We start from the raw sequence: 21,262 nt of genomic DNA on the forward strand, positions 1-21,262 counted from the left end.
ACCTGCCTCCTACCTCACAATCTCAATCTTGTATTCAATCGGTGCCACTTTGTTGATCATGTATGCAATGGAACATGTGCCCGGGTCAAAGATGGTCTTATCAAGGGCTCTTTTCACATCCTCTTCGGACACATCCCCTTTAACTTTTACAAAGAGATAAATTTTAGTGAATACCTTTGGATAGCCTTCTGTGATCCTCTCTGCGTCCGTTTCTATTTCTATGTGCTCCGTGTGTTTTCCCTCTTTGTGAAGGGCTTCGTAGAGGTGTATTCCCACACAGCCCGCTATGGAGTGGAAAAGCAGTTCAGGAGGTCTTATGCCTCTACCCTTACCGCCCACATAACCCGCAGCGTCTATGGGCACTTCTCTTCCGGCTTCACCAACGCCTACAAAGTGAAAATCTTCCTTTTGGACCACCCTAACCTTCATACAAACCTCCTGAAAGGGAAATTTTTAGGGACTAAATATTATACACCATACAAAACAAAAATAACTGCTTTTTGTCATAAACTTTTTATCTATACCCCGGGTGAGAAAAAAGGTTTGTATCTAATCAAAAACTGTTTTATAATAAATAGCAGGGTTTTGAGGGTTCCTTTGGGACCCTTGTTCAACTTGGCAACTGAATATGGGTTAGTGTGCCCTATCGGTGGGCTGTTTCAATTTTGAGAGGGTTAAGGTTTTGATTTTCAGGCTTTTTGGGAGATGTTTTAAGCCCACTGGGTGGGATGGAGACTTGATTGTTTTTCTGATGCTTTGTTCAAAGTCAAACTCTTTCGTTCCAAGCCCACCGTGTGGGATGGCGACGCTTGTTCAAAGTCAAACTCCTTGCTCATGGCAACAGTTCCGAGCCCACTGTGTGGGATGGTGACCTCCGCTTTGCTTTCCACACCGCCTTGATGGGTTCCTTTGAGACTATGTTCTAAACCCACCGCGTGGGATTCTTTTTCCCCCTTCTAACTCTTTGAAAACAAAAAGAAAGGGCTTTAACATTTTGAAAACATGGAAGACCGGTGGATAAAGGAGTGCCTTAGGCAGGCAAAGAGGGCTTTTGATGCTGGAGAGGTGCCGGTGGGCGCGGTGGTGGTCAAGGACGGAAAAGTTATTGCAAAAGCCCATAACAAGGTGGAGAGTTTGCGGGACCCTACTGCCCATGCGGAGCTTTTGGCAATAAAAAAAGCCCTAAAAAAGCTAAACCAAAAATACCTTCATGGTTGCACCATGTATGTTTCTTTGGAACCATGTGCTATGTGTGCTTACGCATTGGTTTTAGTCCGTATAGATAAGGTGGTATTTTTGGCACAGGATGAAAGGGCGGGGGCGGTTATGAGCCAGTATAACCTTTTGGATGATCTTAGCTTTAATCATAGGGTAAAGTGGGTTTATAAGCCTATGGAACCAGCCAAGCTTATGTTAAAAGAGTTCTTCAAAAGATTAAGATGAAGGTCCTTGGTATTGATCTGGCGGGTTCGGAAAGGAGAAACTCGGGAGTGGCATACTTAGAGGATGGCAAGCTAACCTGCTTTGTGTTGCACAAGGATGAGGAGATCTTGGAGCTTTCTAAGGGTTTTTCCCATATCTTCATAGATGCTCCTTTGTCTTTGCCAAAGGGGAGGGCTAACATACAGGAAAGGGGTCCCCACTTTAGGGCTTGCGACCTGATGCTGAGGGAAAGGGGCATAAAGTTCTTTCCGGTTTCTTTGGGTCCTATGCGTCTTTTAACGGAGAGGGGCATAAGGCTAAAAACTGTGATGGAAGGGTGGGGAAAGGTGGTCTATGAGGTTTTTCCGGGGGCTTTTTATGATGTTATGGGGGTGGGGCGGAAGGATAAGAAGGCTATATTGGAGCTATACAGGAGGCTTGGCTTTAATTTGGAAGACAGAAAATACACTAAGGATGAGATAGACGCTATAGCCTGTTTGCTTACGGGTATTATGTTTTTGGAGGGAAGGGCTGAGCTTTTGGAGGGAGAAGACGGTGCTATAATCATCCCAAAGGCTACTTGAGCTGGAGGATAGCTTTACCTATCTGTGTGGATGCGTAGGCATACTTTAGGGCGTATTCATAGTCTCCTACCCTTCTGTTTTCCACTGCCACCACATGAAAGAGCTGTTGGTATGAATACAAAAGGGGATGCTTTTTTTTGTATTTGGAAGTCTTTCGTAGCATAAGCAGTGAGTTTTTTGTGCGTTTGTCTGCCACCCTTCTTACCAGCTTGGAGTTAGCCTTAGTTTTATCTTGGTAGATAGTTTCCAATGCGTTGAGCAGGTAATCTAAAGCTAAAGGGTAGCTTTCGTTTTCTTGGCAGTTTTTCAACAGTCCCTCCGCATACTGAACTAACTCATCGTATATGTTGTAAGTCTTTACCTTTTCCAGCCTGATGCCAAGCTCTTGGCAGTTGAGGGCAAAGCTAAGTTTTACCAATATTAGAAAAATCAAAAAAAGCATGATAAAAATTTTATGTGCAAAGCATGAACTACAAGGAGTATATCTACAGGTTGGGAAAGGAGGATTTTTACCAGTTCCTGCTGGACTATGGCAAGGGTGTGCGCCTTTTGGAGGAGGGGAAGGAGGATGTAGTCTTTGCGGTCTATGAGCCTTTGCAAGGGTTTGAGCCAGTTGAAGTTAGGGAAATAAAAGTCATAACACCAAAGGAGGGTTTTAAGCCCATAGCTTTGGGTGAGTTCGTGGTTCTACCCCCTTGGCTAAAGCCCATTTTTATAAACCCCGGCAGTGCCTTTGGCACAGGACTTCATCCCACCACCCAAATGTGTCTGAAGGCTATTGAGGACTTCTTTGTGGAGGGCTGGTCTGCCATTGATGTGGGTTGTGGGTCGGGCATACTTTCTATAGCCCTAAAGCTAAAGGGTGCAAACAAGGTGGTTGCCATAGACATAGACCCGCAGGCTGTTCAAGAGTGCAAAGCCAACGCAAAGCTAAACCATGTGGAGTTGGAGGTTTATCAGGAACAGCCCAAAGATATAAACCAGACCTTTGACTTTATGGTGGCAAACTTGGAAACCCACATATTTTTTGAGGTAATGGAGGACTTGGTAAAACTCTTTGAAAAAAGGGCAGTGCTTTCCGGCATATACAAAAAGGATGAGCTGAGGGAAATGCTCAAGCTTTTAAGGAACTATCCCCTAAAGGTCAAAAGGCGCATCTCAAAGAAGGGTTGGTTTTGCTTGATAGTGGATAAGATATAATAAAGGCATGGTTGAGGAGATCATAAAACGCCTTGAAAAGGTCTTTCCGGACAAGCTGGAGCTTAACTTTAGCACGCCCTTTGAGTTGGTGGTGGCGGTGGTTCTTTCCGCCCAAGAGAGGGACGCCAAAGTAAACGAAGTTACGAAAGAGCTTTTTAAAAAGTTCAACACGCCCCAGCAGTTTGCCAACGCAAGCTTGGAGGAAATAGAAAAAGAAATAAGCAGTATAAGTTTTTACAGAAAGAAGGCAGAGTATATAAAGAAGATAAGTCAAATATTGGTGGAAAAGTACGAGGGTGAGGTACCAAAGAGCATAGAAGAGTTAGAAAAGCTTCCCGGCATAGGCAGAAAGTCCGCCAACATGATCCTTTACAATGCCTTTGGTATAAACGAGGGAATAGCGGTGGATCGGCATGTTTTGAGGGTTAGCCAAAGGCTTGGTTTAACCAAACAGCAAAAACCAGAAAAGGCAGAACAGGAGCTTATGAAACTGGTGCCAAAGGATCAGTGGGGCAAGTTCTCAAACCTACTCATTCTGCTCGGAAGATACATATGCACCGCCCAAAAGCCCAAGCACTCCGAATGCCCTCTTTACGACCTTTGCCCCTCTAGAGAGCTATAACCTTGCCCGGGTTGAAGAGATTTTTCGGGTCAAAGACCTTTTTTATGCCCCTTAGTATTTCCATGCCCACGGGACCGAACTGATACTCCAAAAACTTCCTCTTTGTTAAACCCACACCATGCTCGCCCGTAATAGAACCGTTGTACCTTAAGGTGATCTCAAAGATCTCATCCACCGCCCTTTCTGCCCTCTCTTCCTCTTCCTTGTTTTTCTTATCATAGAGCAGATTTACATGGAGATTACCGTCTCCAATGTGTCCAAAGATCGCCATCAAAAGCCCATACTTTTCTGCCACCTTCCGATAATCCCTTATGGCTTCCGACAGATACACCCTTGGCACCACCACGTCCTCGTTGATTTTGCCAGTCCTCAGGTTTCCCAAGGCGGGTCCCAAGCTCTTTCTGGCAGTCCAAAGCTTTTCTGCGGACTCCTCGTCCTCTGCCACCTTTACCTCCAAGCCCATAGCCCTTGCCAGCTCTTCCACCGCCTTTATGTCCTCTTTGACGCTCTGAGGAGAGCCATCCACCTCCACCAAAAGCAACGCAGAAACATCCTTTGGCAAACCAACGGGTTTAAACTCCTCCACCGCCCTTATGGCATCCCTGTCCATAAACTCCAAGGCAGAGGGGAATATACCCGAGGTCATGATCCTTGTTACCACCCTTCCCACATCCTCCAAGTTCTTAAAAAGGATCAGTGCGGTTCCCCTTGCCTTCGGCTTTGGTATGAGCTTTAGCACTGCGGAGGTTATAAGCCCAAGGGTTCCCTCCGACCCCACAAAAAGCTTGGTTATATCGTACCCCGCCACATCCTTAATAACTGGGTTGCCCGTTTTTATAACCTCTCCCTCTTTTATAACTGCGGTCAAGCCCAAGACATACTCCCGCGTAACGCCGTACTTTAGACACCTTGGACCCCCTGCGTTCTCCGCAATGTTGCCTCCTATGGTGGAATACTTAAAGGAAGATGGGTCCGGTGGATAAAACAGACCAAACCTTTCCACCTCCTGCTGAAACTCGTAGGTTATAACGCCCGGCTCCACCACTGCGGTAGCATTATCCACGTCTATCTGAAAGCGGTTCATTCTCTCAAAGGAAACCACCACACCCTTTTCCAAGGTAGGCACCGCACCACCCGTCAAACCAGAGCCCGCACCCCTGGGAAATATAGGGATCTCCTCTTCGTAGCACACCTTTACCAACTTTTGCACATCCTCCTGAGAGGTAGGAAAGACCACCGCGGAGGGCAAAGCCCTTTCTATGGGTATAGGTGTGGCATCGTAGGAGTAGAGCTTTCTCTCCACCAACGAAGTGGAGACCTTTTCCCTTCCAAGCACCTCTATCAGCTTATCCACCGGTTTTTTACTCAACAAACCGAACATGGGTTTAAATTTTACTCCCTAATGGTCCTTGCGTGTATGATGTGGGGCAGGTGGGAAAGGGAAGGCTTTTCTCCGGAGAAGATTCTGTGGCTTGTGGATAGCCCACATCCCCACTGGATAGAGACCCAAAAGGACAACCTAAAGCTTGACTTTAAAGAGACCGGCTTTAGACAGTTTGTGTCCTTGAGTTCAAGGCACTTGATCACCGATGCTATGCTCATGTTCGGGCTAAACTACGCCAACTCCAAAGCCAAACTCATAGAAGCCCTAAACCCTCTGCGTCTGACCGTCAGGGTAAACCCCGGCAGTTATTTGGGCATAAGCCATCACTTCTTGGGTGCACCCTTTGAACTGGAACAGGACGAGATCCTGAGGGAATTTCTCAACTCCGCAAGGAAGACCTTAGAAGAGGAGGGTTTTGGTTTAAGTGTAGTTTTAATATCTTACAGCCCCTACTTGGAGGACCTTTTACTCTCCAACTTAGAACGGATAAGTGGCTTAAGCTACAAATTTTACGGAGACACGCCATGAAGAACTACAGGGGTATTTTCAGCAAAATGGGAGAGCAGTTGGTGGAAAAATACATTGAAGACCTAAAAAAAGAGATCCAGGAAAAGGGAGAAGACCCTGAGCTTTTGTTCAAACTGGGCGTGTGCTATGTAAGGATAAAGCAAATAGACAAAGCAAGGGAGGTATACAAAAGGCTGAAGGAGATAGACCAAGCCAAGGCAAAGGAGCTTTTGGATATAATCTACGAGGTTTAAACGGTAAATTTTGTATTTATTTGCTAAACTATATAACGTGCAAAAGCTAATTCTTTTAACCACCCTCTTTATGCTTTTGTCCATATCCCTGTTTGAAGGGCTAATTATAATCCTGACCTTATACACCTTTTACTCCATCGCAAGGGGTAGGCTAAAGCCCTATGGGAGACTATTCTTCCCTCTGCTCCTTTATGCCATTCCAACCTTGTTATCAACCATTTTGTATACTCCCTCTCACTTGGGAAAGGGTATAGAAAGGTCCCTGTTTTTGCTTGTGTATCCTTTGGGTGGCAAAGAAAGGCTTGATTACGAGTTTTTTAAAAAGTTCAACCTCTTTTTGATAACGGCGGGCGTTCTTTTGATCCCTGTGGTTATCTATAAGTTTCTCAAAACAGGACAGCCCGCTCCCCTCTGGGGTGGCTGGTTTGAAGTGGGTCTGCTCTATTCCTTTTTTTCTCTGAGTGCTTTAGCTATGCTTTTATACACCAGGAAAGGCTATTACTTTTTACTCTACCTTTTACTCTTCTTGCTCTTTGTGGGCTTTGTGTTTTTTAGCATGAGAAGGTCTGCCATGCTTGGTTTGGCCATCACGCTGATTTTCCTTCTTTACCTACTCAGAAGTTTTGTCTCTAAAAAGGTCTTAGCTTTTGTTTTCCTTTCCTTGACCTTTGCGGGCTCTCTGACCTTTGGCATTCTGGTGGAAAAAGATCCCCGCTTTGCTATTGCTTGGGAATTAATAACAGGCAAAAGAGCCTTAGACGACCAAGCCCTCAATACCATATCAAGCCTAAGGTGGGAGATCTTCAAAAAGGGTTTAGAAGTGTTGCAAAAAGACATAAAGGAAAAGAACTACTTGGAGCTTTTGATAGGGCACGGCATAAACTCCGGCTACTATCTGGAGCCCAAATCTCCCGTGGGTGGCACCTACGAATCTGTGTTTTTACTTTCTGAACTCATAGAAAAGGGCGTTCTTGGTCTTGCGGGCATTCTGTGGCTTTGGCTTGCCTACTACTCTTTCTTCTTCCGCTTCAAAATAAGGCAAAGGGAAGACCTTTTGCTCTTACCTTCCTTATCTTTCTTGTCCGTTTTGCTAATCGGTAGCGTATTCACCGGCTTTTGGGATGCGATGCTTCCTTGGATCCTTCTTATGTTTAGGGTAGTGGAAAGGCATGGAGAAGGACATTAAAAAAATACTTCTCATTATGGGACATTCTGCGGGCGTGGGCGATATGCTACGGGCTTCTGCAAGCTGGAGGGCTCTAAAGAACAAATTCCCAACCGCAGACTTGCATCTTCTCTTCCTCACCAAGGACCCCGGCTATGTGTCCGAAACATTAATATCAAAACACCACCTTTTAGCTTCCTTTCATACTTTAGACAAAAGGCTAAAAGGTCTGAAGGATTGGATGGAGTTTTTCAAGGGCTTTGCTAAGCTTGTGAGAGAACTAAATCCCGACCTGATCGTAGATATGGAGCCACACGGCTTGAAAAGTTCCATGCTCTGTCTGTATGCAAGGCTAAAATACAAAATTCCATCCGTAGGCATTGCAGAATTCCCGGGCAGGGGTCTCTTTTACACCCACAAGGCTCCCTCCAGCAGGGTTGTGTTAAAGAGTAAAGACTATACAGACAGGTATTTTGTAGTTCTAAAGGCTTTTGGTATTGAAAGGCAAGGACTACCAATAGAGCTGGAGGAAACAGAGGAGGGCAGGCAGTTTAGAGAAACCATGAGAAGCCGGTTTTCCATACCGGAGGATGTCCCCCTTTTGGGCTTGAACATAGGCTGTGGAACCCCCGACGCCCTCTGGAAAAGACCCAATTTAGAACTGCTCAGAGAAGCGGTGCACAAAGTCCAAAAAGCTACCTCTTCCTTTTTAGTCCTAAGCGGGGCAAACTTTGAAGCGGATGTGAATGAGAGATTTTTGGAAGGCTACCACTTGCCAGCCCTAAACTTAGCAGGAAAAACCAACATATTAGAGCTTGCTGGTCTTATAAAGGCATGCAGGCTTTTTATATCCTCCGACAGCGGACCCTATCATATGAGCGTAGCCCTCAAAGTTCCCACCTTAGGTGTTTTCGTCAAAGACTTTCCCTACTCCTATCACAACCACCCTTGGGTGAGGAATGTGGTTTTACAAAGCCACCAAGATATAGAGAAATTTATCTCCTCTGCCCTTGAGCTGTGGAAGTACTCTTCAGAATAAAATACATGCATGCTTAAACTAAAACCCGAATCAATAAGGCACGCTATAATTAAAACCTCCACCATAAACCTACTTGCAAGAGGCTTTGGATACCTAAAACACTTAGCTATAGCAATACTCCTTGGGTTTAGCTATCAAACGGACGCCTTCTTTATGGCTTTATCCCTTCTTGGCATTTTCTTGATCTTTGTAGATGTCTTTGACTCCATCGGAGTTCCTCAGCTTGTCTTTGCAAGAATGAAAAGCGAAGAAGAATTCAAAAAACTTGCAGGACTTCTCCTCACATTTACCACCATATTAGCCTTTTCTTTAACCTTTGTAGCCTTAGTGGGCATTCCTCTGCTTTCCAAAGTAGCGGTTGGCTTTGATCAAAGAACAAAAGAAGCCACAGAACTTCACCTTTTACTACTCCTTCCCTATCTTTTTTTAAACTTCTTCTTCCATCACTTTGGTGCTGTCTTAAGAAGCTTAAGGTATTTTACTCCATACTTTATTGGAGAGTTTATTCTTTCTTTCTTCTCTTTTCTTTTTATTGTGCTTGGGCTTTACCTTTTCCACAGTCCATTGGTTCTTCCAATAAGCCTTAGCCTTTCCCAGCTTATGGCAACCCTATATATAATCTTTGTTGGCAAAGAGTTTTTACACTTTAGTTTTTTTATAGACGAAAGGGTAAAGGAAATACTAAGGCACTTTGTTTTTCTCTCTGCCCTGTATGGAGTTTTCCACCTTTTTATCTTGGTAGATAGGGCTTTTGCCTCTTTGCTTGGAGAAAAGGGCGTGTCCGCATTAACTTATGGTTCAATGGTTGCCTTTGCTTTACGAAGTGTTCTAAGACTTGAACATATGGCTATTACATCCCTATCTGAAACAAAGGCAAGCATTCAAACTTTGAACAAGTTTTTAAAGTTTTCCTTCGTTGTTTCTCTACCCGTTATGCTTTTTCTGTTCTTCTTTCCAGAGATCCCCGTAAAACTACTCTTTGGACATGGAAAATTTACACAAACTGATGTAGAACTAACTGCAACCGCTACTAAATACTATGCAATTTCTTTGTTCTTAGTTCTTGCTTGGACAATCCTATATAGAGCCTTTCAAATTATAAACTGGCTTTTGCCTGTTTTCTTTATTGCTTTGATTGGTATATTAATTAACGGATTTTTTAACTACCTGTTTGTAGTAGTTTATAAGCTTGGAATAGCTGGAATATGCTTGGGAACTTTTTTTGCTTACTCCTTTCTTTGTGGGGTCTCCTACGGTATCCTGATATGGAGGCTAAAGATGGAAAAATAAATTAAAATAAAAAGCAATGGCTAAAATCGAATGTCCCATATGCTACACAGAAGTTGAAGAACGAAATTTCAAAGAAACTTATGTTTCTCCTTATAACGACCAAGAGTATAAACGCTACGAGTGCCCAAACTGCGATGTTCATTGGTGGGAGCCGTTGAAGATTATTCCAGAGTTTTATGAAAGTGAAGTTTTTGAAGATTATGTTGCGTTTCACGAGGGTGTAGGGACCAGGCTTGGCGAATACCACAAAGCTTTTTTTAAATACTTTCCTTCCAATGTAAGAGGTAAGCTTTTGGATGTAGGCTGTGGAGACGGAAGATTTTTAAGACATGCTAAAGAACAAGGCTTTGAAATATGGGGAATAGACTTTGACAAAAAATCTGTAGAGAATGTAAAAAGGAACCTTGGTATTGACACCGTTTTTGCCATGAGCTTAGAAGAGTTCTATGAATACGCTAAGGAGAGAAACTTAAAGTTTGATGTAATCACCTTTTTTGAGGTTTTAGAACATCAGGACAAACCAAGGGAATTTCTTGAAATGGTAAAAGGGCTTTTGAAAGAAGGAGGATACATAGCGGGAAGCGTGCCCAATAGGGAAAGATTTTTGAGAGAAATATACTGGAAAATTTCACATGCTGACCATCCACCGCATCATTTTTTGAGATTCTCTCGGAGATCTCTTGAAAATGCTTTAAAACTAAGTGGTTTTGAAGATGCACATGTTTATATTATGGATTTTACTTTTGATGAAATATATCCATACGTTGAAATGAAATTGCTTGGCAGGTTTTATAATCTACGAAATTTATTAAAGTCTATGGTGCTTGGAGATAGAAAAAGGGCAGGTGCTTACGTGGATGATATTATAGTAGGTGAAGTTTCTAATTCGGTTAAGATTAGGGCATATGGCTTAAAAATTATTAAGCTAATTAGGAATACTCTTTTGTCTCCAGTTGCGTTTGTTTATATAAATAGCTCACATCAAAGAGGTCCTAATCTGTATTTTCAAGCGCGGAGGTTAAGAATTGAAGGGAAATAAAGTACAGAAACTCATCAAATTTTTGAAATTTCCGTTTAAGTATTACAACTCCCATCCCCTAGAAAAACAGAGATACAATAAAAGAATCCTACAGATTTTAGGTTCAAGGTTTGGCTTAGAGATATTATTTTTTACAGATGTCTCGAAGAAGAGTTTTTTAGAAGATCCGCTTGTAAAAGCACTTATAAACAATTTTGGTTTAGAAGAATTATCTTCCTCGTTAGATAGAAAATTTGTTCTTAGTCAGTTATTAAAATATACAGTGGGTATAGATGGAGATTACATAGAGTTTGGTGTATATAAAGGAGCTTCGGCTTTTATAATGAGTGTATTTGTTGAAATGCACAAATTAAATAAACATATTCATTTGGTAGACAGTTTTGAGGGTTTATCAGAGCCAGATCCTAAGATTGATGGGACGTACTGGAAACCTGGAGATTTGAAAACTTCATTTGTTAGTCCTGCTCTTAGTAAATATGACTTTGTAAAAGTATACAAAGGCTGGATACCTGACGTATTTAAACATTTACCGTCTGATTTGAAAATAAGCTTTGCCCACATAGACGTTGATTTATATGAGCCAACAAAGGAGTCATTGATTTATACTTTAGACAGGTTGTCGCATGGAGGAATAATACTTTTTGATGATTACTATTTTGAAACATGCCCTGGAGCTAAAAAAGCTGTTGATGAAACTCTTGGAGAAGAGAATGTGATTATACTACCAACAGGCCAAGCGTTTTTTATAAAATGTTGATTAAAAGAACAAACAAGCATTTTAAACCATGTGCCGAATAGTAGGCTTTATTGACTTTAATTTCAATAATTTTTACTCCCTTGAAGAAACAATTACACTTATGCGTGATACTCTTATTCATGGCGGACCCGATGATGCGGGAATTTTTATAGATAAAGACTTCCCCGTAGCTTTGGGACACCGGAGGCTTTCCATCCTTGACCTTTCTTCGCTTGGACATCAGCCCATGGAGTTTGAAAATTTAGTGATAACCTACAACGGAGAGGTGTATAACTTCAAGGAAATCAGAAAAGAGCTTGAAAAGGAGGGCTATAAATTTATCTCAAACTCAGACACGGAGGTTATCCTTAAGGCTTTCCACCGATGGGGCTTTTCTGCGGTCCATAAATTCCGTGGCATGTTTGCCTTTGCCCTGTGGGACAAAAAAGACAAAAAGCTTATCCTTTGCAGGGACAGGATAGGCGTAAAGCCTCTGTATTACTATTACAAAAACGGACTTTTTATGTTTGCATCAGAGCTAAAAGCTTTTCACAAACACTCAAAGTTTGAAAAAAATCTAAACCTCACAGGACTTTCCCTATACCTAAAATACGGCTACATACCAGCACCCTATTCTATCTTTGAAAATGTCCATAAACTAAAGCCCGGACACTTTTTAGTCTTAGACCAAAAGGGAAACATTGAGGAATTCCCTTATTGGAAGGTAGAAGATTATTTCCTGAAGGGAAAGGAAGAAAAGGATAAGTGGCTAAAAAGGTCAGAGGAGGAACTGGCACAGGAGCTTGAGGAGATTTTAACGGAAAGCTTCAAGCTTAGGCTTGTCTCTGATGTGCCGGTAGGAATGTTTTTGAGCGGGGGCATTGACTCTTCCACCGTGTGTGCCCTGCTTTCAAAGGAAGGAATTAAGCTAAAGACCTTTACCATAGGCTTTTACGAAAAGGAATACAACGAGGCAGAGTATGCCAAAAAGGTGGCGGAGTATTTTGGAACAGAACATACAGAGCTTTACTGCACTCCAAAGGAAGCCTTTGAAATAATCCCAAAGCTACCAGAGATTTATGACGAGCCCTTTGGGGACTCTTCTGCCATTCCCACCTATTTGGTCTCAAGGCTAGCCAGATCTCAGGTAAAGGTCTCCCTATCCGCTGACGGAGGAGATGAGCAGTTCTGCGGATACACAAGGTATTGGTTGATTACAGACAGAATAGCCAAGCTGTCAAAAATTCCCTTTTCCAATCTGCTTGCCAACACCCTAGACCTCATCCATCCAGACCTTGCTCTGAAGCTTTACAACGCATTTAAACCAATTCTGCCAAAATACACCAACTTTAGGGACAAATACATAAAGCTTAGAAATGTTTTGAAGGCTAAGGATGTTATGGAACAGTATGATTTAGCAGTTAGCTACTTTTTGGTGGAGGACCTAAAGCCTTTGGGAATAGGGTCGTCGGAAAAGAAAGACTTAAAAGATTGGGCTTTGGTTGATGAGCTTGACCCACTTGCTTCAATGATGCTACTTGACTTGAAAACTTATCTACCTGACGATATACTCGTTAAGGTGGATAGGGCAACCATGAGCGTAGCCCTTGAAGGAAGGGAGCCCTTTTTAGACCATAAAATAGTGGAATGGACTTCTCAACTCCCGGTGGAGTTCAAGTATAAAAACGGTATCAGCAAGTATTTGCTAAGAAAGGTTTTGTATAAATACATCCCAAAAGAGCTTGTAGAGAGACCAAAGCAAGGTTTTGGGGTGCCAATCTATGAGTGGTTTAAGGGAGAACTAAAGGGACTATATAAAGAGTATTTGGACGTAGAGAGAATAAAAAAGGAAGGATTGTTTAACCACGTGGAAGTCAAAAGACTTTTAGAGGACTTTCTTTCTGACAGAGGAGTAAATCATAACAAGCTTTGGCTATTGTTTGTGTTTGAAACTTGGAGGAATAAATGGCTGTAAAGCTATACTTTCTCATAAATTCCCTTGCGGGAGGAGGGGCGGAAAAGGTGGCAATAAGGTTATCTGAGCATTTACCAATATCTGAATTTATTTTACTTGAGCGTGATGTTAAATACAAGACAGATAAACCGATCTTTTTTCTTAGCAATCATTCAACCAAAACAAGCCCAATAATAAAAACTTTAAACATTCCAATATATGCGTATAAGCTTTCGGATTTCATAGAAAAAAATTCACTTGTGGTATCATTTTTGGAAAGGGCTAATTTTGTAAATATAATTTCCAAGCTTTTTAAGAAGCACAAAGCCATAATATCCGTGCATGTGGACCAGCAAACAGGTCATGTTGGTTTAAGAAAACTGAACAAGCTTTTGGTAAGACTTCTTTATCCGAAGGCAGACCTAATTATAGCAGTTAGCCACGGAGTGAAGGAAAGCTTGATTAATCTCGGTATAGAGGAAGAAAAAATAAAGGTGATCTACAATCCCTATCCAATAGATCAAATAAGAGAGTTAGCAAAGGAATCGTTAGGAAGCTATGAAGAAATTTTTAAACATCCCGTTTTAATCACCGCAGGAAGGCTAACAAAGCAAAAGGGTCTATGGTACTTGCTAAGAGTCTTTAAAGCTTTAAAAGAAAAGCACAAAGATTTAAAGCTTGTGATTTTAGGAGAGGGAGAGTTAAAGGATTATTTAGTAGAACTTTCTCAAGAACTTGGACTAAAAACTTATGTTTGGGACAGAGATAGGCTTTCCGAAAGCTTTGATGTTTATTTCTTGGGCTTTCAGAAAAACCCTTTCAAATTCATGGCAAGGTCTAAGCTTTTTGTTTTTCCTTCTTTGTGGGAAGGGTTTGGGAACGTTTTAGTAGAAGCTATGGTGTGTGGAGTGCCTGTAGTATCTTCCGACTGCAGAAGCGGTCCAAGGGAGATTTTGGCACCAAACACAGATTTTAACTATCAAACCCAAAAGCCAGAGTTTGCAGAATATGGGGTCTTGATACCTGTTTTTGAAGTAAAATATAAAACTGCAAAGGAACCCTTAGAAGAGAGGGAAATAATGTGGGTTGAAACTGTAGATAAGCTACTTGAAGACGAAAACTTGAGAAAAAACTACTCGGAAAAAGTTAAACAAAGGGCGGAGGATTTTAGAATTGAAAAGATCGTTCAAGAATGGAAGGAGGTTTTATGATGGAAAAAATAAAGAATAACCCAAAAGTTTCAGTTATCATACCAACTATTGGCAGAGAAAGCTTAATAAGAACATTAGAAAGCGTTTTAAATCAAACCTACCAGAATTTAGAAATAATAATAACTGATGATACAGAGGAGGGCAAAGCCAAACCATTGATAGAAAGATATTTGACAGACCCAAGGATTAAATACGTTATTAATACAAAATATAAACACGGTCCGGACGGAAACAAAAATAATGGATTAGATAACATCACTGGTGAATACTTTACTTTTGTAGATGATGACGATATTATAATGCCAAATGCTATTGAGGAACTTTTGAATGTTGCTATTAAAGGAAACTACAGTATAGTTTTTGCCAATTGTGTAGATAACATAGAAGGAGAATTTACCGGATTACATTATGGAAAGGATGAAGAAGTCTGTTGGTTAGACTGGTTATGTAGCAGATACGAACGCGAATATTTTTTTCTTATAAAAACTTCAATTTTGGAAAATGATAGATTTTACGACGAATGTTGGGGAGGAGAGGGAATATTAATGCTTAAACTTTTCAAAAAGGCACAGGTTAGTTTTTATTTACATAAGGCATTAGCAAAAATATATAAAGTATATATCGGTAGTCAAGATAGAGTCTCTCTTCAGTACGCTAAACAAGCAAAGAGGACTTATTTAAAGTATGTACTTTTTCTACAAGAGTTTGGAAATGATATGATAAGTCACTGTCCCAAGACTTTTATAAGACACTCCTTGATCGGGATTTACTACTCAGCATTGGTTGAAGAATATAAGCAGGCTTTCAAATGGTGCATGGATTCAGTGAAAGCATACCCAAAATTATTTTTTATACCTATCCTCTGGACATTATTTTGTATGATTTTGCCTAAATCTTTTGTGATTAAATTTTACGAGAACTACTCAAAGAGAATTAGAAAGCTTTTATTAAAAATGTTGATTGGAGGACGTTCTAAATGAACAAATTCTTGGAGGACCTGAAAACCGGCAAAGAAAAAATCTGCGTTGTGGGGCTTGGGTATGTAGGTTTGCCTTTGGCGGTTAGTCTTGCGGAGCACTTTAAGGTGGTAGGCTTTGATAAAACTACTCGGAAAAAGCTAAGCAAAGAGCTGAAGATTTTAGAATTGAAAAGATTGTTAAGGAATGGAAGGAGGTTTTGGGATGAAGAAAATTTGGAAAGTGGTTGTCGTAAACATCATTTTAGTGCTTTTAGTTTTATACGGGTTTGAATTCTACCTTTACAGAAGCCTTCCCAAGCTTCCTTGTGATGATTATAGTGGTTCCTACAAACGTTGCAATGAAAAAATATTGTATACTTGGGGTAATCCAGTGGTAAACAACAGTTTCGGCTTTAGGGAAAGAGAATTTGCTATTCCAAAGCCTGACAATGTTTTTAGAATAATGGTTTTAGGGGATTCTCTTACTTGGGGTGCTGGGCTTGCGGTAGAGGAAAGGTATACTAATAGGTTAGAAAAATATTTAAACGAAAGGCTTAAAGGAAAATTTCCAAAAAGAATAGAGGTTTTAAATTTTGGTATTCCTGGAGGACCTACTATAGCCGAGAGAGATATTCTAAGGACATTCATAGATTTGGTTAATCCTGATCTGGTCATAGTAGGTTTTTGTCTGAACGACCCTCAGCCTAAATCACAAGAATGGAGCATAGAAAAGGATAGGATTGACAGATACGCTAAGTTTTTCTTAAGCCCTATCAGGCGTCTCTTTGGAATATTACATTTAGAGCTTACAGCTTCATTCATAGAAAAGGGGTTCTATAAAACTCTTGAGAGGTTAGGAATAATTCCTCCTTGGTATGTAGCCCTTGATAGGGTTTACGATAAGAACTCTAAGGAGTGGAAAGACTTTGAGAAAGCCCTTAAAGACATAATAGATATGTCTAATAAAAAGGGACTGCCTCCCCCGATCTTTGCAGTGCTTAATCAGGGAGTATATACTGATAAGCCTACAGATTATAGAAATCCAGATGATATGTTAAAGCTATATCTAAAGTGGTATCATCAAGCAGAAGACACCGCTTCTAAAATAGGGTTTAAGACAGTTAATTTCGAGAAAGAAATCGCAGAGAAACTTCACGATAAACCACTGGCTGTAAATGTGCTTGATGGACACCCCTCGGCTGAGGTCAATGATATTTATGCCCAAAAATTTGCCGAGTTTATAATTAAAGAATACTTTTTAAAAGGAGGAATTCACAATGGAAACAAAGGACGCAATTAAGTTCTTGAACGGCATATCTTTGATATTTATGGTGTTATTCTTGGTTTTTAAGATGGATGCATTTTTATATATATCGATGACCATAATTGCCATAATTTTAATTAGCGAAAGTATAAGCAAAATTATAGCATCAAAATTAATACAAATCTTCCTGTTTATTGGAACAATTAACTCAAAGATTCTACTAACAATAATATTCTATTTTGTTTTGACTCCGACAGCCTTTCTATTTAGGTTGTCTAATAGAAAGATAGTTGCCTACTTTAATGATAACAGCATGCCCTCGTATTTTATTGATATAAACAAAAATTACAACAAAGAATTTTATGAAAAGCAGTGGTGACGGAGGAAGAAGAATGTATATATTAGGTATTTCAGCCTTTTATCACGACTCGGCTGCAGTCTTATTGAAAGATGACTTTATCGTAGCTGCAGCTCAGGAAGAGAGATTTACCAGAAAAAAGCATGATCCCTCCTTTCCGATAAATGCCATTAAATTTTGTTTAGAATATGGTGGAGTTTCATTAAATGAATTGGACGCTATAGTTTTCTACGAAAAACCTTTTACCAAGTTTGAAAGATTAATAGAAACTTACTATGTATATGCACCCAAGGGAATAAAATCCTTTCTTTCGTCAATGCATGTTTGGATAAAGGAAAAGCTATTTCTTAAAAAGATTATGTTAGATGAGCTATCTAAAATTGAACCTGTAAACAAAAAGAAATTAAACTTATTATTTTCTGAACATCACCTCTCTCATGCAGCAAGTGCCTTTTTCCCATCACCCTATAAAGAAGCAGCGATCTTAACTATAGACGGCGTTGGGGAGTGGGCTACAGCCTCCGTTGGAATTGGAATAGACAATAAAATTGAACTATTAAAGGAGTTGAGATTTCCCCATTCAGTAGGTCTCCTATACTCAGCTTTTACATACTTTTTAGGGTTCAAGGTTAATTCTGGTGAGTATAAACTTATGGGATTAGCCCCATACGGGGACCCAAATTCAGAACGAGTAAAGAAGTTTATATCCTTAATCTATGATAACTTAGTAGATGTGAAGGAAGACGGCTCTATATTTTTAAATCAGGACTATTTTGATTATTGCACAGGACTTAAGATGATAAAAGATGATAAATGGGAGAAGCTTTTTGGTTTTCCAAAAAGAGAACCAGAAAGCGAAATTGAAGCCCATCATTGTGATCTCGCATACGCAATACAGAAAGTTACTGAGGACATTATAATAAGAATGGCAAGGTATGCAAAAAAATTAACTGGAGCAAAGTATTTAACTATGGCAGGAGGGGTGGCTCTAAACTGTGTAGCAAATTCACGATTACTTAGGGAAGGTATATTTGAAGACATTTGGGTGCAACCTGCTGCGGGAGATGCAGGGGGCGCCTTAGGTGCTGCTTACGCTGTATATCATATGTACTACGGCAAGCCAAGGACAATTCAAGGCTTTGATAAAATGCAAGGTTGCTATCTTGGACCAGAATATGGCGAATTAGAAATAAAACGCGTAGCAAATAAATATAAAGCAAAGTATAAGTACTTTGATAACTTTAAAGAATTGTGCGATATAGTAGCAGATTACATAGCTCAAGGCAAAGTAGTTGGATGGTTCCAAGGTAGAATGGAATGGGGTCCGCGAGCACTCGGTAATAGAAGCATCTTGGCTGATGCAAGAAACCCTGAGATGCAATTGAACTTGAACCTAAAAATAAAGTTTAGGGAAGGCTTTAGACCCTTTGCTCCAGCGGTTTTGTATGAAGATATGCAAGAATATTTTGCTTTTGATAGACCAGCTCCTTATATGCTTTTTATAGCAGAAGTTATAAGTAGTAGACGTAATCCCTTACCATTAAACTACTGGTCATTACCTTTGAGGGAAAAGTTATACTATTTACGTTCAGATATTCCAGCTGTAACTCATATTGATTTCTCAGCCAGAATTCAAACAGTGCATAAAGAGACAAATCCAAGGTTCTACAAATTGATAGATAGCTTTAAGAAAAAGACAGGATACTCTGTAATAATTAATACCAGTTTTAATGTCAGAGGGGAGCCCATTGTCTGCAACCCTGACGATGCATATAAATGCTTTATGAGAACGGATATGGATTATCTTGTTATGGGAAATTATCTGTTTGATAAAAAAGAACAACCAGTTTGGACTGAAGAGTTTGATGCTAAAAAATTATTTGGTATGGACTGAGGTTAAGATGGTATACAATATTCAAAAAGGAGGATATAGATGGGAACACTGAAGGAGATCTTTCTCTTCATAATTAACACCAAAAAGTGGTGGCTTGTTCCTGTCCTTTTGGCTTTGCTGTTGATAGCCCTACTCGTAGTTTTGTCTTCTAGTCCTACAATAGCGCCGTTTATATACACTATATTTTAGGTTCAGGAAGTTCTATGGAGTATAAGGATTTTTTAAAAGCTTTGAAAACCCATAAAGAAAAAATCTGCGTTGTGGGGCTTGGGTATGTGGGATTACCCTTGGCGGTTAGCCTTGCGGAGCACTTTAAAGTGGTTGGCTTTGATAAGAACTCAAAGAGAGTGGAAGCTTTAAGGCAGGGAATAGACTATACGGGCGAGGTGGAAAACAGGGAAAAGCTTTTAAACCCTAATCTTTCTTTTACTGACGACCCTTCTGCAATAAAGGAGTGTAAGTTCATAATCGTGGCAGTGCCTACGCCAGTGGATAAGCTAAAGAACCCAGACCTGTCCTTTTTAAAGTCTGCCTCTGAGGTGGTGGGTAAAAATCTAACAAAGGGTAGCGTGGTGGTTTATGAATCTACTGTCTATCCGGGGGCTACAGAAGAGGTCTGCGTGCCAATATTGGAAAAGGAAAGTGGTCTTAAGTGGAAGCAGGACTTTTTTGTGGGATACTCTCCAGAAAGGGTAAATCCGGGAGACAGGGAACACACTATTGAAAAGGTCATAAAGGTAGTTGCGGGAGATACTCCAGAAACTTTAGAGCTAATTGTAGAAGTCTACGGAACTGTGGTTAAGGCGGGAGTTTATAAAGCACCCGATATTAAGACAGCGGAAGCGGCAAAGGTAATAGAGAACATTCAAAGGGACATAAACATAGCCCTTATAAACGAGTTAGCCCTTATATTCCATAGACTTGGGCTTGACACAAAGGAAGTTTTAAAAGCTGCGGGAACCAAGTGGAACTTCTTGAGGTTTGAGCCGGGACTTGTGGGAGGGCATTGCATTCCGGTGGACCCATATTACCTTGCCCATAAATCTTTAGAAGTTGGTTATGTGCCTGAACTCATTTTGGCAGGAAGGAGAATAAACGAAGAAATTTCCATCTATGTAGCCCATGAGCTTGTAAAAACGCTTATCAAGGCAGGAAAGCAAGTAAAGGGTGCAAAAGTTTTAGTGCTTGGGATAACCTTCAAGGAGAATGTGCCAGATGTCAGAAACAGCAAAGTTTTTGAAGTTATAAAAGAACTTAGAGAGTTTGGAATTGAACCTGTGGTCTATGATCCGGTGGCAAGGGAGGAAGAAGTGAAGGAGGAGTTTGATATAGAACTTGAGAAGGATTACAAAGCAAAGGCTCCTTACGATGCTATTTTGTATGCGGTAAGGCATAGGGTATTTCTTGAAACATTTACCTTAGAAGGGCTTAAAAGGTTGTCCCTTGAGCCATCGATACTTTTTGACATAAAGGGAGTTTTTGAAAGAAAGGATGCGGAAAGATTGGGTTTCATATATTGGAGATTATAAGTTCTACATCAAGCTTTGGCTTGCTTTTTATCTATACTCATTAACCGTAGGGCTTTTAGTTCAGTTTGTGATTTTGCCAATAATTTTCCCGTCTGCCCACTGGAAAGATGGTCTTATGGTAGGTGGGGACTGGGTCCAGTTTCACACGGAGGGAGTAGAAATAGCAAAAAGAGTGGAGCAAGAAGGATGGAGTGCATGGACCTTAAGACATCCAATTAGTAGGCAAGCCATGTCTGGCATCGCTGGACTTTTTTATGCCCTCACGGGAATTCACAAGCCTTGGGTATTGCTACCTTTTAACGCCTTTTTACATGCTTCCGCTGGACTAATCTTATACATACTGCTCAGACTTTTAGGCATTTCCAAGAAAACTGCCCTTATTTTTACAATTCCCTTTATTATTTTCCCTACATCTCTAACATGGGTATCCCAAATACACAAAGATGGGCTATACATACTTGGAATGTATTTAACTTTCTTGAGTTTGGCTTTGGCGTTTTCCAATGAGATAAAGAAAAACGTAATTTACATACTTGCGGGCGTAGTAGGTGCTTTTATATTTTTCACAGTGGGTCGCGAGTACGCTTTGAAGATTGTCTATTACTTCTATGCCCTCTTTTTGTTGATTTCTCTCTTAATAGCTACCGTAAACTTAGTTCGGAAAGGAAAGGAATCATTTCTAAGGTATGGAAAAACTGCCTTTGTATTTTTTGTCATCTTCGTAACCTATGGACTGCTTCAGCCACAAACACAACCACAAGTACAAGAACAACCACAACCACAAACACAAGAACAAGCGCGATAGTATTGGAACCCTTACATACCCGATAAAGTAGAAAACCTCTTTTACAC

General features: G+C 40.5%; 24 protein-coding genes. 20 read left to right on the plus strand and 4 right to left on the minus strand.

Translation table 11 applies throughout. The features are described 5' to 3' along the window. Nucleotides 1-9: 9 nt before the first annotated feature. A complete protein-coding gene (locus THERU_RS03885; protein WP_025305965.1) occupies nucleotides 10-429 on the minus strand; it encodes an OsmC family protein in 420 nt (139 codons plus the stop codon). A gap of 281 nt (nucleotides 430-710) precedes the next feature. Further along, nucleotides 711-932: a hypothetical protein gene (locus THERU_RS03890; RefSeq protein WP_025305966.1), complete on the minus strand. Its 222-nt coding sequence runs from the start codon at nucleotides 930-932 to the stop codon at nucleotides 711-713. Nucleotides 933-1,002: 70 nt separating this feature from the next. On the opposite strand from THERU_RS03890, the gene THERU_RS03895 reads away from it, so the two are divergent. Further along, on the plus strand, nucleotides 1,003-1,443 hold the full coding sequence (locus THERU_RS03895; protein WP_025305967.1) for a nucleoside deaminase: 441 nt from the start codon (nucleotides 1,003-1,005) through the stop codon (nucleotides 1,441-1,443). Then, nucleotides 1,440-2,006: a DUF429 domain-containing protein gene (locus THERU_RS03900; RefSeq protein ID WP_025305968.1), complete on the plus strand. Its 567-nt coding sequence runs from the start codon at nucleotides 1,440-1,442 to the stop codon at nucleotides 2,004-2,006. The genes THERU_RS03895 and THERU_RS03900 overlap by 4 nt, the downstream gene beginning before the upstream one ends. On the opposite strand, the gene THERU_RS03905 is transcribed toward THERU_RS03900, so the two are convergent. Beyond that, the gene (locus tag THERU_RS03905) at nucleotides 1,999-2,448 is read right to left on the minus strand and encodes a hypothetical protein (protein WP_025305969.1); all 450 of its coding nucleotides are present in this window, start codon (nucleotides 2,446-2,448) and stop codon (nucleotides 1,999-2,001) included. The two genes, THERU_RS03900 and THERU_RS03905, sit on opposite strands and share 8 nt — an antisense overlap. 23 nt (nucleotides 2,449-2,471) lie before the next feature. Between THERU_RS03905 and THERU_RS03910 the strand changes: the two genes are divergently transcribed. Both THERU_RS03910 and nth read left to right on the plus strand, forming a co-directional pair. Then, nucleotides 2,472-3,206: a 50S ribosomal protein L11 methyltransferase gene (locus THERU_RS03910; RefSeq protein WP_025305970.1), complete on the plus strand. Its 735-nt coding sequence runs from the start codon at nucleotides 2,472-2,474 to the stop codon at nucleotides 3,204-3,206. A gap of 7 nt (nucleotides 3,207-3,213) precedes the next feature. Further along, entirely contained in the window at nucleotides 3,214-3,828 is a 615-nt protein-coding gene (gene nth, locus THERU_RS03915; protein WP_025305971.1) for an endonuclease III, read from the plus strand. On the opposite strand, the gene THERU_RS03920 is transcribed toward nth, so the two are convergent. Beyond that, on the minus strand, nucleotides 3,815-5,209 hold the full coding sequence (locus THERU_RS03920) for an FAD-binding oxidoreductase (protein WP_025305972.1): 1,395 nt from the start codon (nucleotides 5,207-5,209) through the stop codon (nucleotides 3,815-3,817). The two genes, nth and THERU_RS03920, sit on opposite strands and share 14 nt — an antisense overlap. A 36-nt stretch (nucleotides 5,210-5,245) precedes the next feature. Between THERU_RS03920 and THERU_RS03925 the strand changes: the two genes are divergently transcribed. From THERU_RS03925 to THERU_RS04000, 16 genes are all read left to right on the plus strand, one after another. Next, nucleotides 5,246-5,740 (plus strand): hypothetical protein, encoded by a 495-nt coding sequence (locus tag THERU_RS03925; RefSeq protein WP_245565855.1) that lies wholly within the window; start codon nucleotides 5,246-5,248, stop codon nucleotides 5,738-5,740. Then, entirely contained in the window at nucleotides 5,737-5,973 is a 237-nt protein-coding gene (locus tag THERU_RS03930) for a tetratricopeptide repeat protein (protein ID WP_025305974.1), read from the plus strand. Before THERU_RS03925 ends, THERU_RS03930 begins: the two co-directional genes overlap by 4 nt. A gap of 37 nt (nucleotides 5,974-6,010) precedes the next feature. Next, complete coding sequence (locus THERU_RS03935) at nucleotides 6,011-7,159, plus strand: hypothetical protein (protein WP_245565856.1); 1,149 nt, start codon at nucleotides 6,011-6,013, stop codon at nucleotides 7,157-7,159. After that, complete coding sequence (locus THERU_RS03940; RefSeq protein ID WP_025305976.1) at nucleotides 7,143-8,177, plus strand: glycosyltransferase family 9 protein; 1,035 nt, start codon at nucleotides 7,143-7,145, stop codon at nucleotides 8,175-8,177. Before THERU_RS03935 ends, THERU_RS03940 begins: the two co-directional genes overlap by 17 nt. 9 nt (nucleotides 8,178-8,186) lie before the next feature. Further along, nucleotides 8,187-9,467, plus strand: a complete 1,281-nt coding sequence (locus THERU_RS03945) for a lipid II flippase MurJ (RefSeq protein WP_025305977.1) — start codon at nucleotides 8,187-8,189, stop codon at nucleotides 9,465-9,467. A 16-nt stretch (nucleotides 9,468-9,483) separates the two neighbouring features. Then, a complete protein-coding gene (locus THERU_RS03950) occupies nucleotides 9,484-10,506 on the plus strand; it encodes a class I SAM-dependent methyltransferase (protein ID WP_084326258.1) in 1,023 nt (340 codons plus the stop codon). Next, nucleotides 10,493-11,263, plus strand: coding sequence for a TylF/MycF/NovP-related O-methyltransferase (locus tag THERU_RS08300; RefSeq protein ID WP_025305979.1), 771 nt, complete (start codon nucleotides 10,493-10,495; stop codon nucleotides 11,261-11,263). Before THERU_RS03950 ends, THERU_RS08300 begins: the two co-directional genes overlap by 14 nt. 28 nt (nucleotides 11,264-11,291) lie before the next feature. Then, nucleotides 11,292-13,217, plus strand: coding sequence for an asparagine synthase (glutamine-hydrolyzing) (asnB, locus tag THERU_RS03960; protein WP_025305980.1), 1,926 nt, complete (start codon nucleotides 11,292-11,294; stop codon nucleotides 13,215-13,217). After that, nucleotides 13,208-14,407, plus strand: a complete 1,200-nt coding sequence (locus tag THERU_RS03965) for a glycosyltransferase (RefSeq protein ID WP_025305981.1) — start codon at nucleotides 13,208-13,210, stop codon at nucleotides 14,405-14,407. Before asnB ends, THERU_RS03965 begins: the two co-directional genes overlap by 10 nt. After that, complete coding sequence (locus THERU_RS03970) at nucleotides 14,404-15,387, plus strand: glycosyltransferase family 2 protein (RefSeq protein WP_169727089.1); 984 nt, start codon at nucleotides 14,404-14,406, stop codon at nucleotides 15,385-15,387. The genes THERU_RS03965 and THERU_RS03970 overlap by 4 nt, the downstream gene beginning before the upstream one ends. After that, nucleotides 15,384-15,656 carry a hypothetical protein gene (locus THERU_RS08805; protein WP_025305983.1) on the plus strand — a complete coding sequence of 91 codons (273 nt, stop codon included), beginning with the start codon at nucleotides 15,384-15,386 and terminating at the stop codon, nucleotides 15,654-15,656. Before THERU_RS03970 ends, THERU_RS08805 begins: the two co-directional genes overlap by 4 nt. Beyond that, nucleotides 15,571-16,665 carry an SGNH/GDSL hydrolase family protein gene (locus THERU_RS03980; protein WP_084326264.1) on the plus strand — a complete coding sequence of 365 codons (1,095 nt, stop codon included), beginning with the start codon at nucleotides 15,571-15,573 and terminating at the stop codon, nucleotides 16,663-16,665. Before THERU_RS08805 ends, THERU_RS03980 begins: the two co-directional genes overlap by 86 nt. Nucleotides 16,666-16,991: 326 nt before the next feature. Further along, the gene (locus THERU_RS03990; protein ID WP_211230161.1) at nucleotides 16,992-18,881 is read left to right on the plus strand and encodes a carbamoyltransferase family protein; all 1,890 of its coding nucleotides are present in this window, start codon (nucleotides 16,992-16,994) and stop codon (nucleotides 18,879-18,881) included. 39 nt (nucleotides 18,882-18,920) lie between these two features. After that, nucleotides 18,921-19,070 (plus strand): DUF5989 family protein, encoded by a 150-nt coding sequence (locus THERU_RS08745; RefSeq protein ID WP_342666010.1) that lies wholly within the window; start codon nucleotides 18,921-18,923, stop codon nucleotides 19,068-19,070. A 14-nt stretch (nucleotides 19,071-19,084) separates the two neighbouring features. Further along, on the plus strand, nucleotides 19,085-20,410 hold the full coding sequence (locus tag THERU_RS03995; RefSeq protein ID WP_025305987.1) for a nucleotide sugar dehydrogenase: 1,326 nt from the start codon (nucleotides 19,085-19,087) through the stop codon (nucleotides 20,408-20,410). Beyond that, nucleotides 20,373-21,215 (plus strand): hypothetical protein, encoded by an 843-nt coding sequence (locus tag THERU_RS04000; RefSeq protein ID WP_025305988.1) that lies wholly within the window; start codon nucleotides 20,373-20,375, stop codon nucleotides 21,213-21,215. Before THERU_RS03995 ends, THERU_RS04000 begins: the two co-directional genes overlap by 38 nt. Nucleotides 21,216-21,262: the final 47 nt, after the last annotated feature.

Source organism: Thermocrinis ruber, assembly GCF_000512735.1.
Lineage (GTDB): Bacteria > Aquificota > Aquificia > Aquificales > Aquificaceae > Thermocrinis > Thermocrinis ruber.

Coding starts and splice junctions, on each gene's coding strand:
- THERU_RS03885 (WP_025305965.1), bottom strand. CDS start 429: ATGAAGGTTAGGGTGGTCCAAAAGGAAGATTTTCACTTTGTAGGCGTT.
- THERU_RS03895 (WP_025305967.1), top strand. CDS start 1,003: ATGGAAGACCGGTGGATAAAGGAGTGCCTTAGGCAGGCAAAGAGGGCT.
- THERU_RS03900 (WP_025305968.1), top strand. CDS start 1,440: ATGAAGGTCCTTGGTATTGATCTGGCGGGTTCGGAAAGGAGAAACTCG.
- THERU_RS03905 (WP_025305969.1), bottom strand. CDS start 2,448: ATGCTTTTTTTGATTTTTCTAATATTGGTAAAACTTAGCTTTGCCCTC.
- THERU_RS03910 (WP_025305970.1), top strand. CDS start 2,472: ATGAACTACAAGGAGTATATCTACAGGTTGGGAAAGGAGGATTTTTAC.
- nth (WP_025305971.1), top strand. CDS start 3,214: ATGGTTGAGGAGATCATAAAACGCCTTGAAAAGGTCTTTCCGGACAAG.
- THERU_RS03920 (WP_025305972.1), bottom strand. CDS start 5,209: ATGTTCGGTTTGTTGAGTAAAAAACCGGTGGATAAGCTGATAGAGGTG.
- THERU_RS03925 (WP_245565855.1), top strand. CDS start 5,246: ATGATGTGGGGCAGGTGGGAAAGGGAAGGCTTTTCTCCGGAGAAGATT.
- THERU_RS03930 (WP_025305974.1), top strand. CDS start 5,737: ATGAAGAACTACAGGGGTATTTTCAGCAAAATGGGAGAGCAGTTGGTG.
- THERU_RS03940 (WP_025305976.1), top strand. CDS start 7,143: ATGGAGAAGGACATTAAAAAAATACTTCTCATTATGGGACATTCTGCG.
- THERU_RS03945 (WP_025305977.1), top strand. CDS start 8,187: ATGCTTAAACTAAAACCCGAATCAATAAGGCACGCTATAATTAAAACC.
- THERU_RS03950 (WP_084326258.1), top strand. CDS start 9,484: ATGGCTAAAATCGAATGTCCCATATGCTACACAGAAGTTGAAGAACGA.
- asnB (WP_025305980.1), top strand. CDS start 11,292: ATGTGCCGAATAGTAGGCTTTATTGACTTTAATTTCAATAATTTTTAC.
- THERU_RS03965 (WP_025305981.1), top strand. CDS start 13,208: ATGGCTGTAAAGCTATACTTTCTCATAAATTCCCTTGCGGGAGGAGGG.
- THERU_RS03970 (WP_169727089.1), top strand. CDS start 14,404: ATGATGGAAAAAATAAAGAATAACCCAAAAGTTTCAGTTATCATACCA.
- THERU_RS08805 (WP_025305983.1), top strand. CDS start 15,384: ATGAACAAATTCTTGGAGGACCTGAAAACCGGCAAAGAAAAAATCTGC.
- THERU_RS03980 (WP_084326264.1), top strand. CDS start 15,571: ATGGAAGGAGGTTTTGGGATGAAGAAAATTTGGAAAGTGGTTGTCGTA.
- THERU_RS03990 (WP_211230161.1), top strand. CDS start 16,992: ATGAAAAGCAGTGGTGACGGAGGAAGAAGAATGTATATATTAGGTATT.
- THERU_RS08745 (WP_342666010.1), top strand. CDS start 18,921: ATGGGAACACTGAAGGAGATCTTTCTCTTCATAATTAACACCAAAAAG.
- THERU_RS03995 (WP_025305987.1), top strand. CDS start 19,085: ATGGAGTATAAGGATTTTTTAAAAGCTTTGAAAACCCATAAAGAAAAA.
- THERU_RS04000 (WP_025305988.1), top strand. CDS start 20,373: ATGCGGAAAGATTGGGTTTCATATATTGGAGATTATAAGTTCTACATC.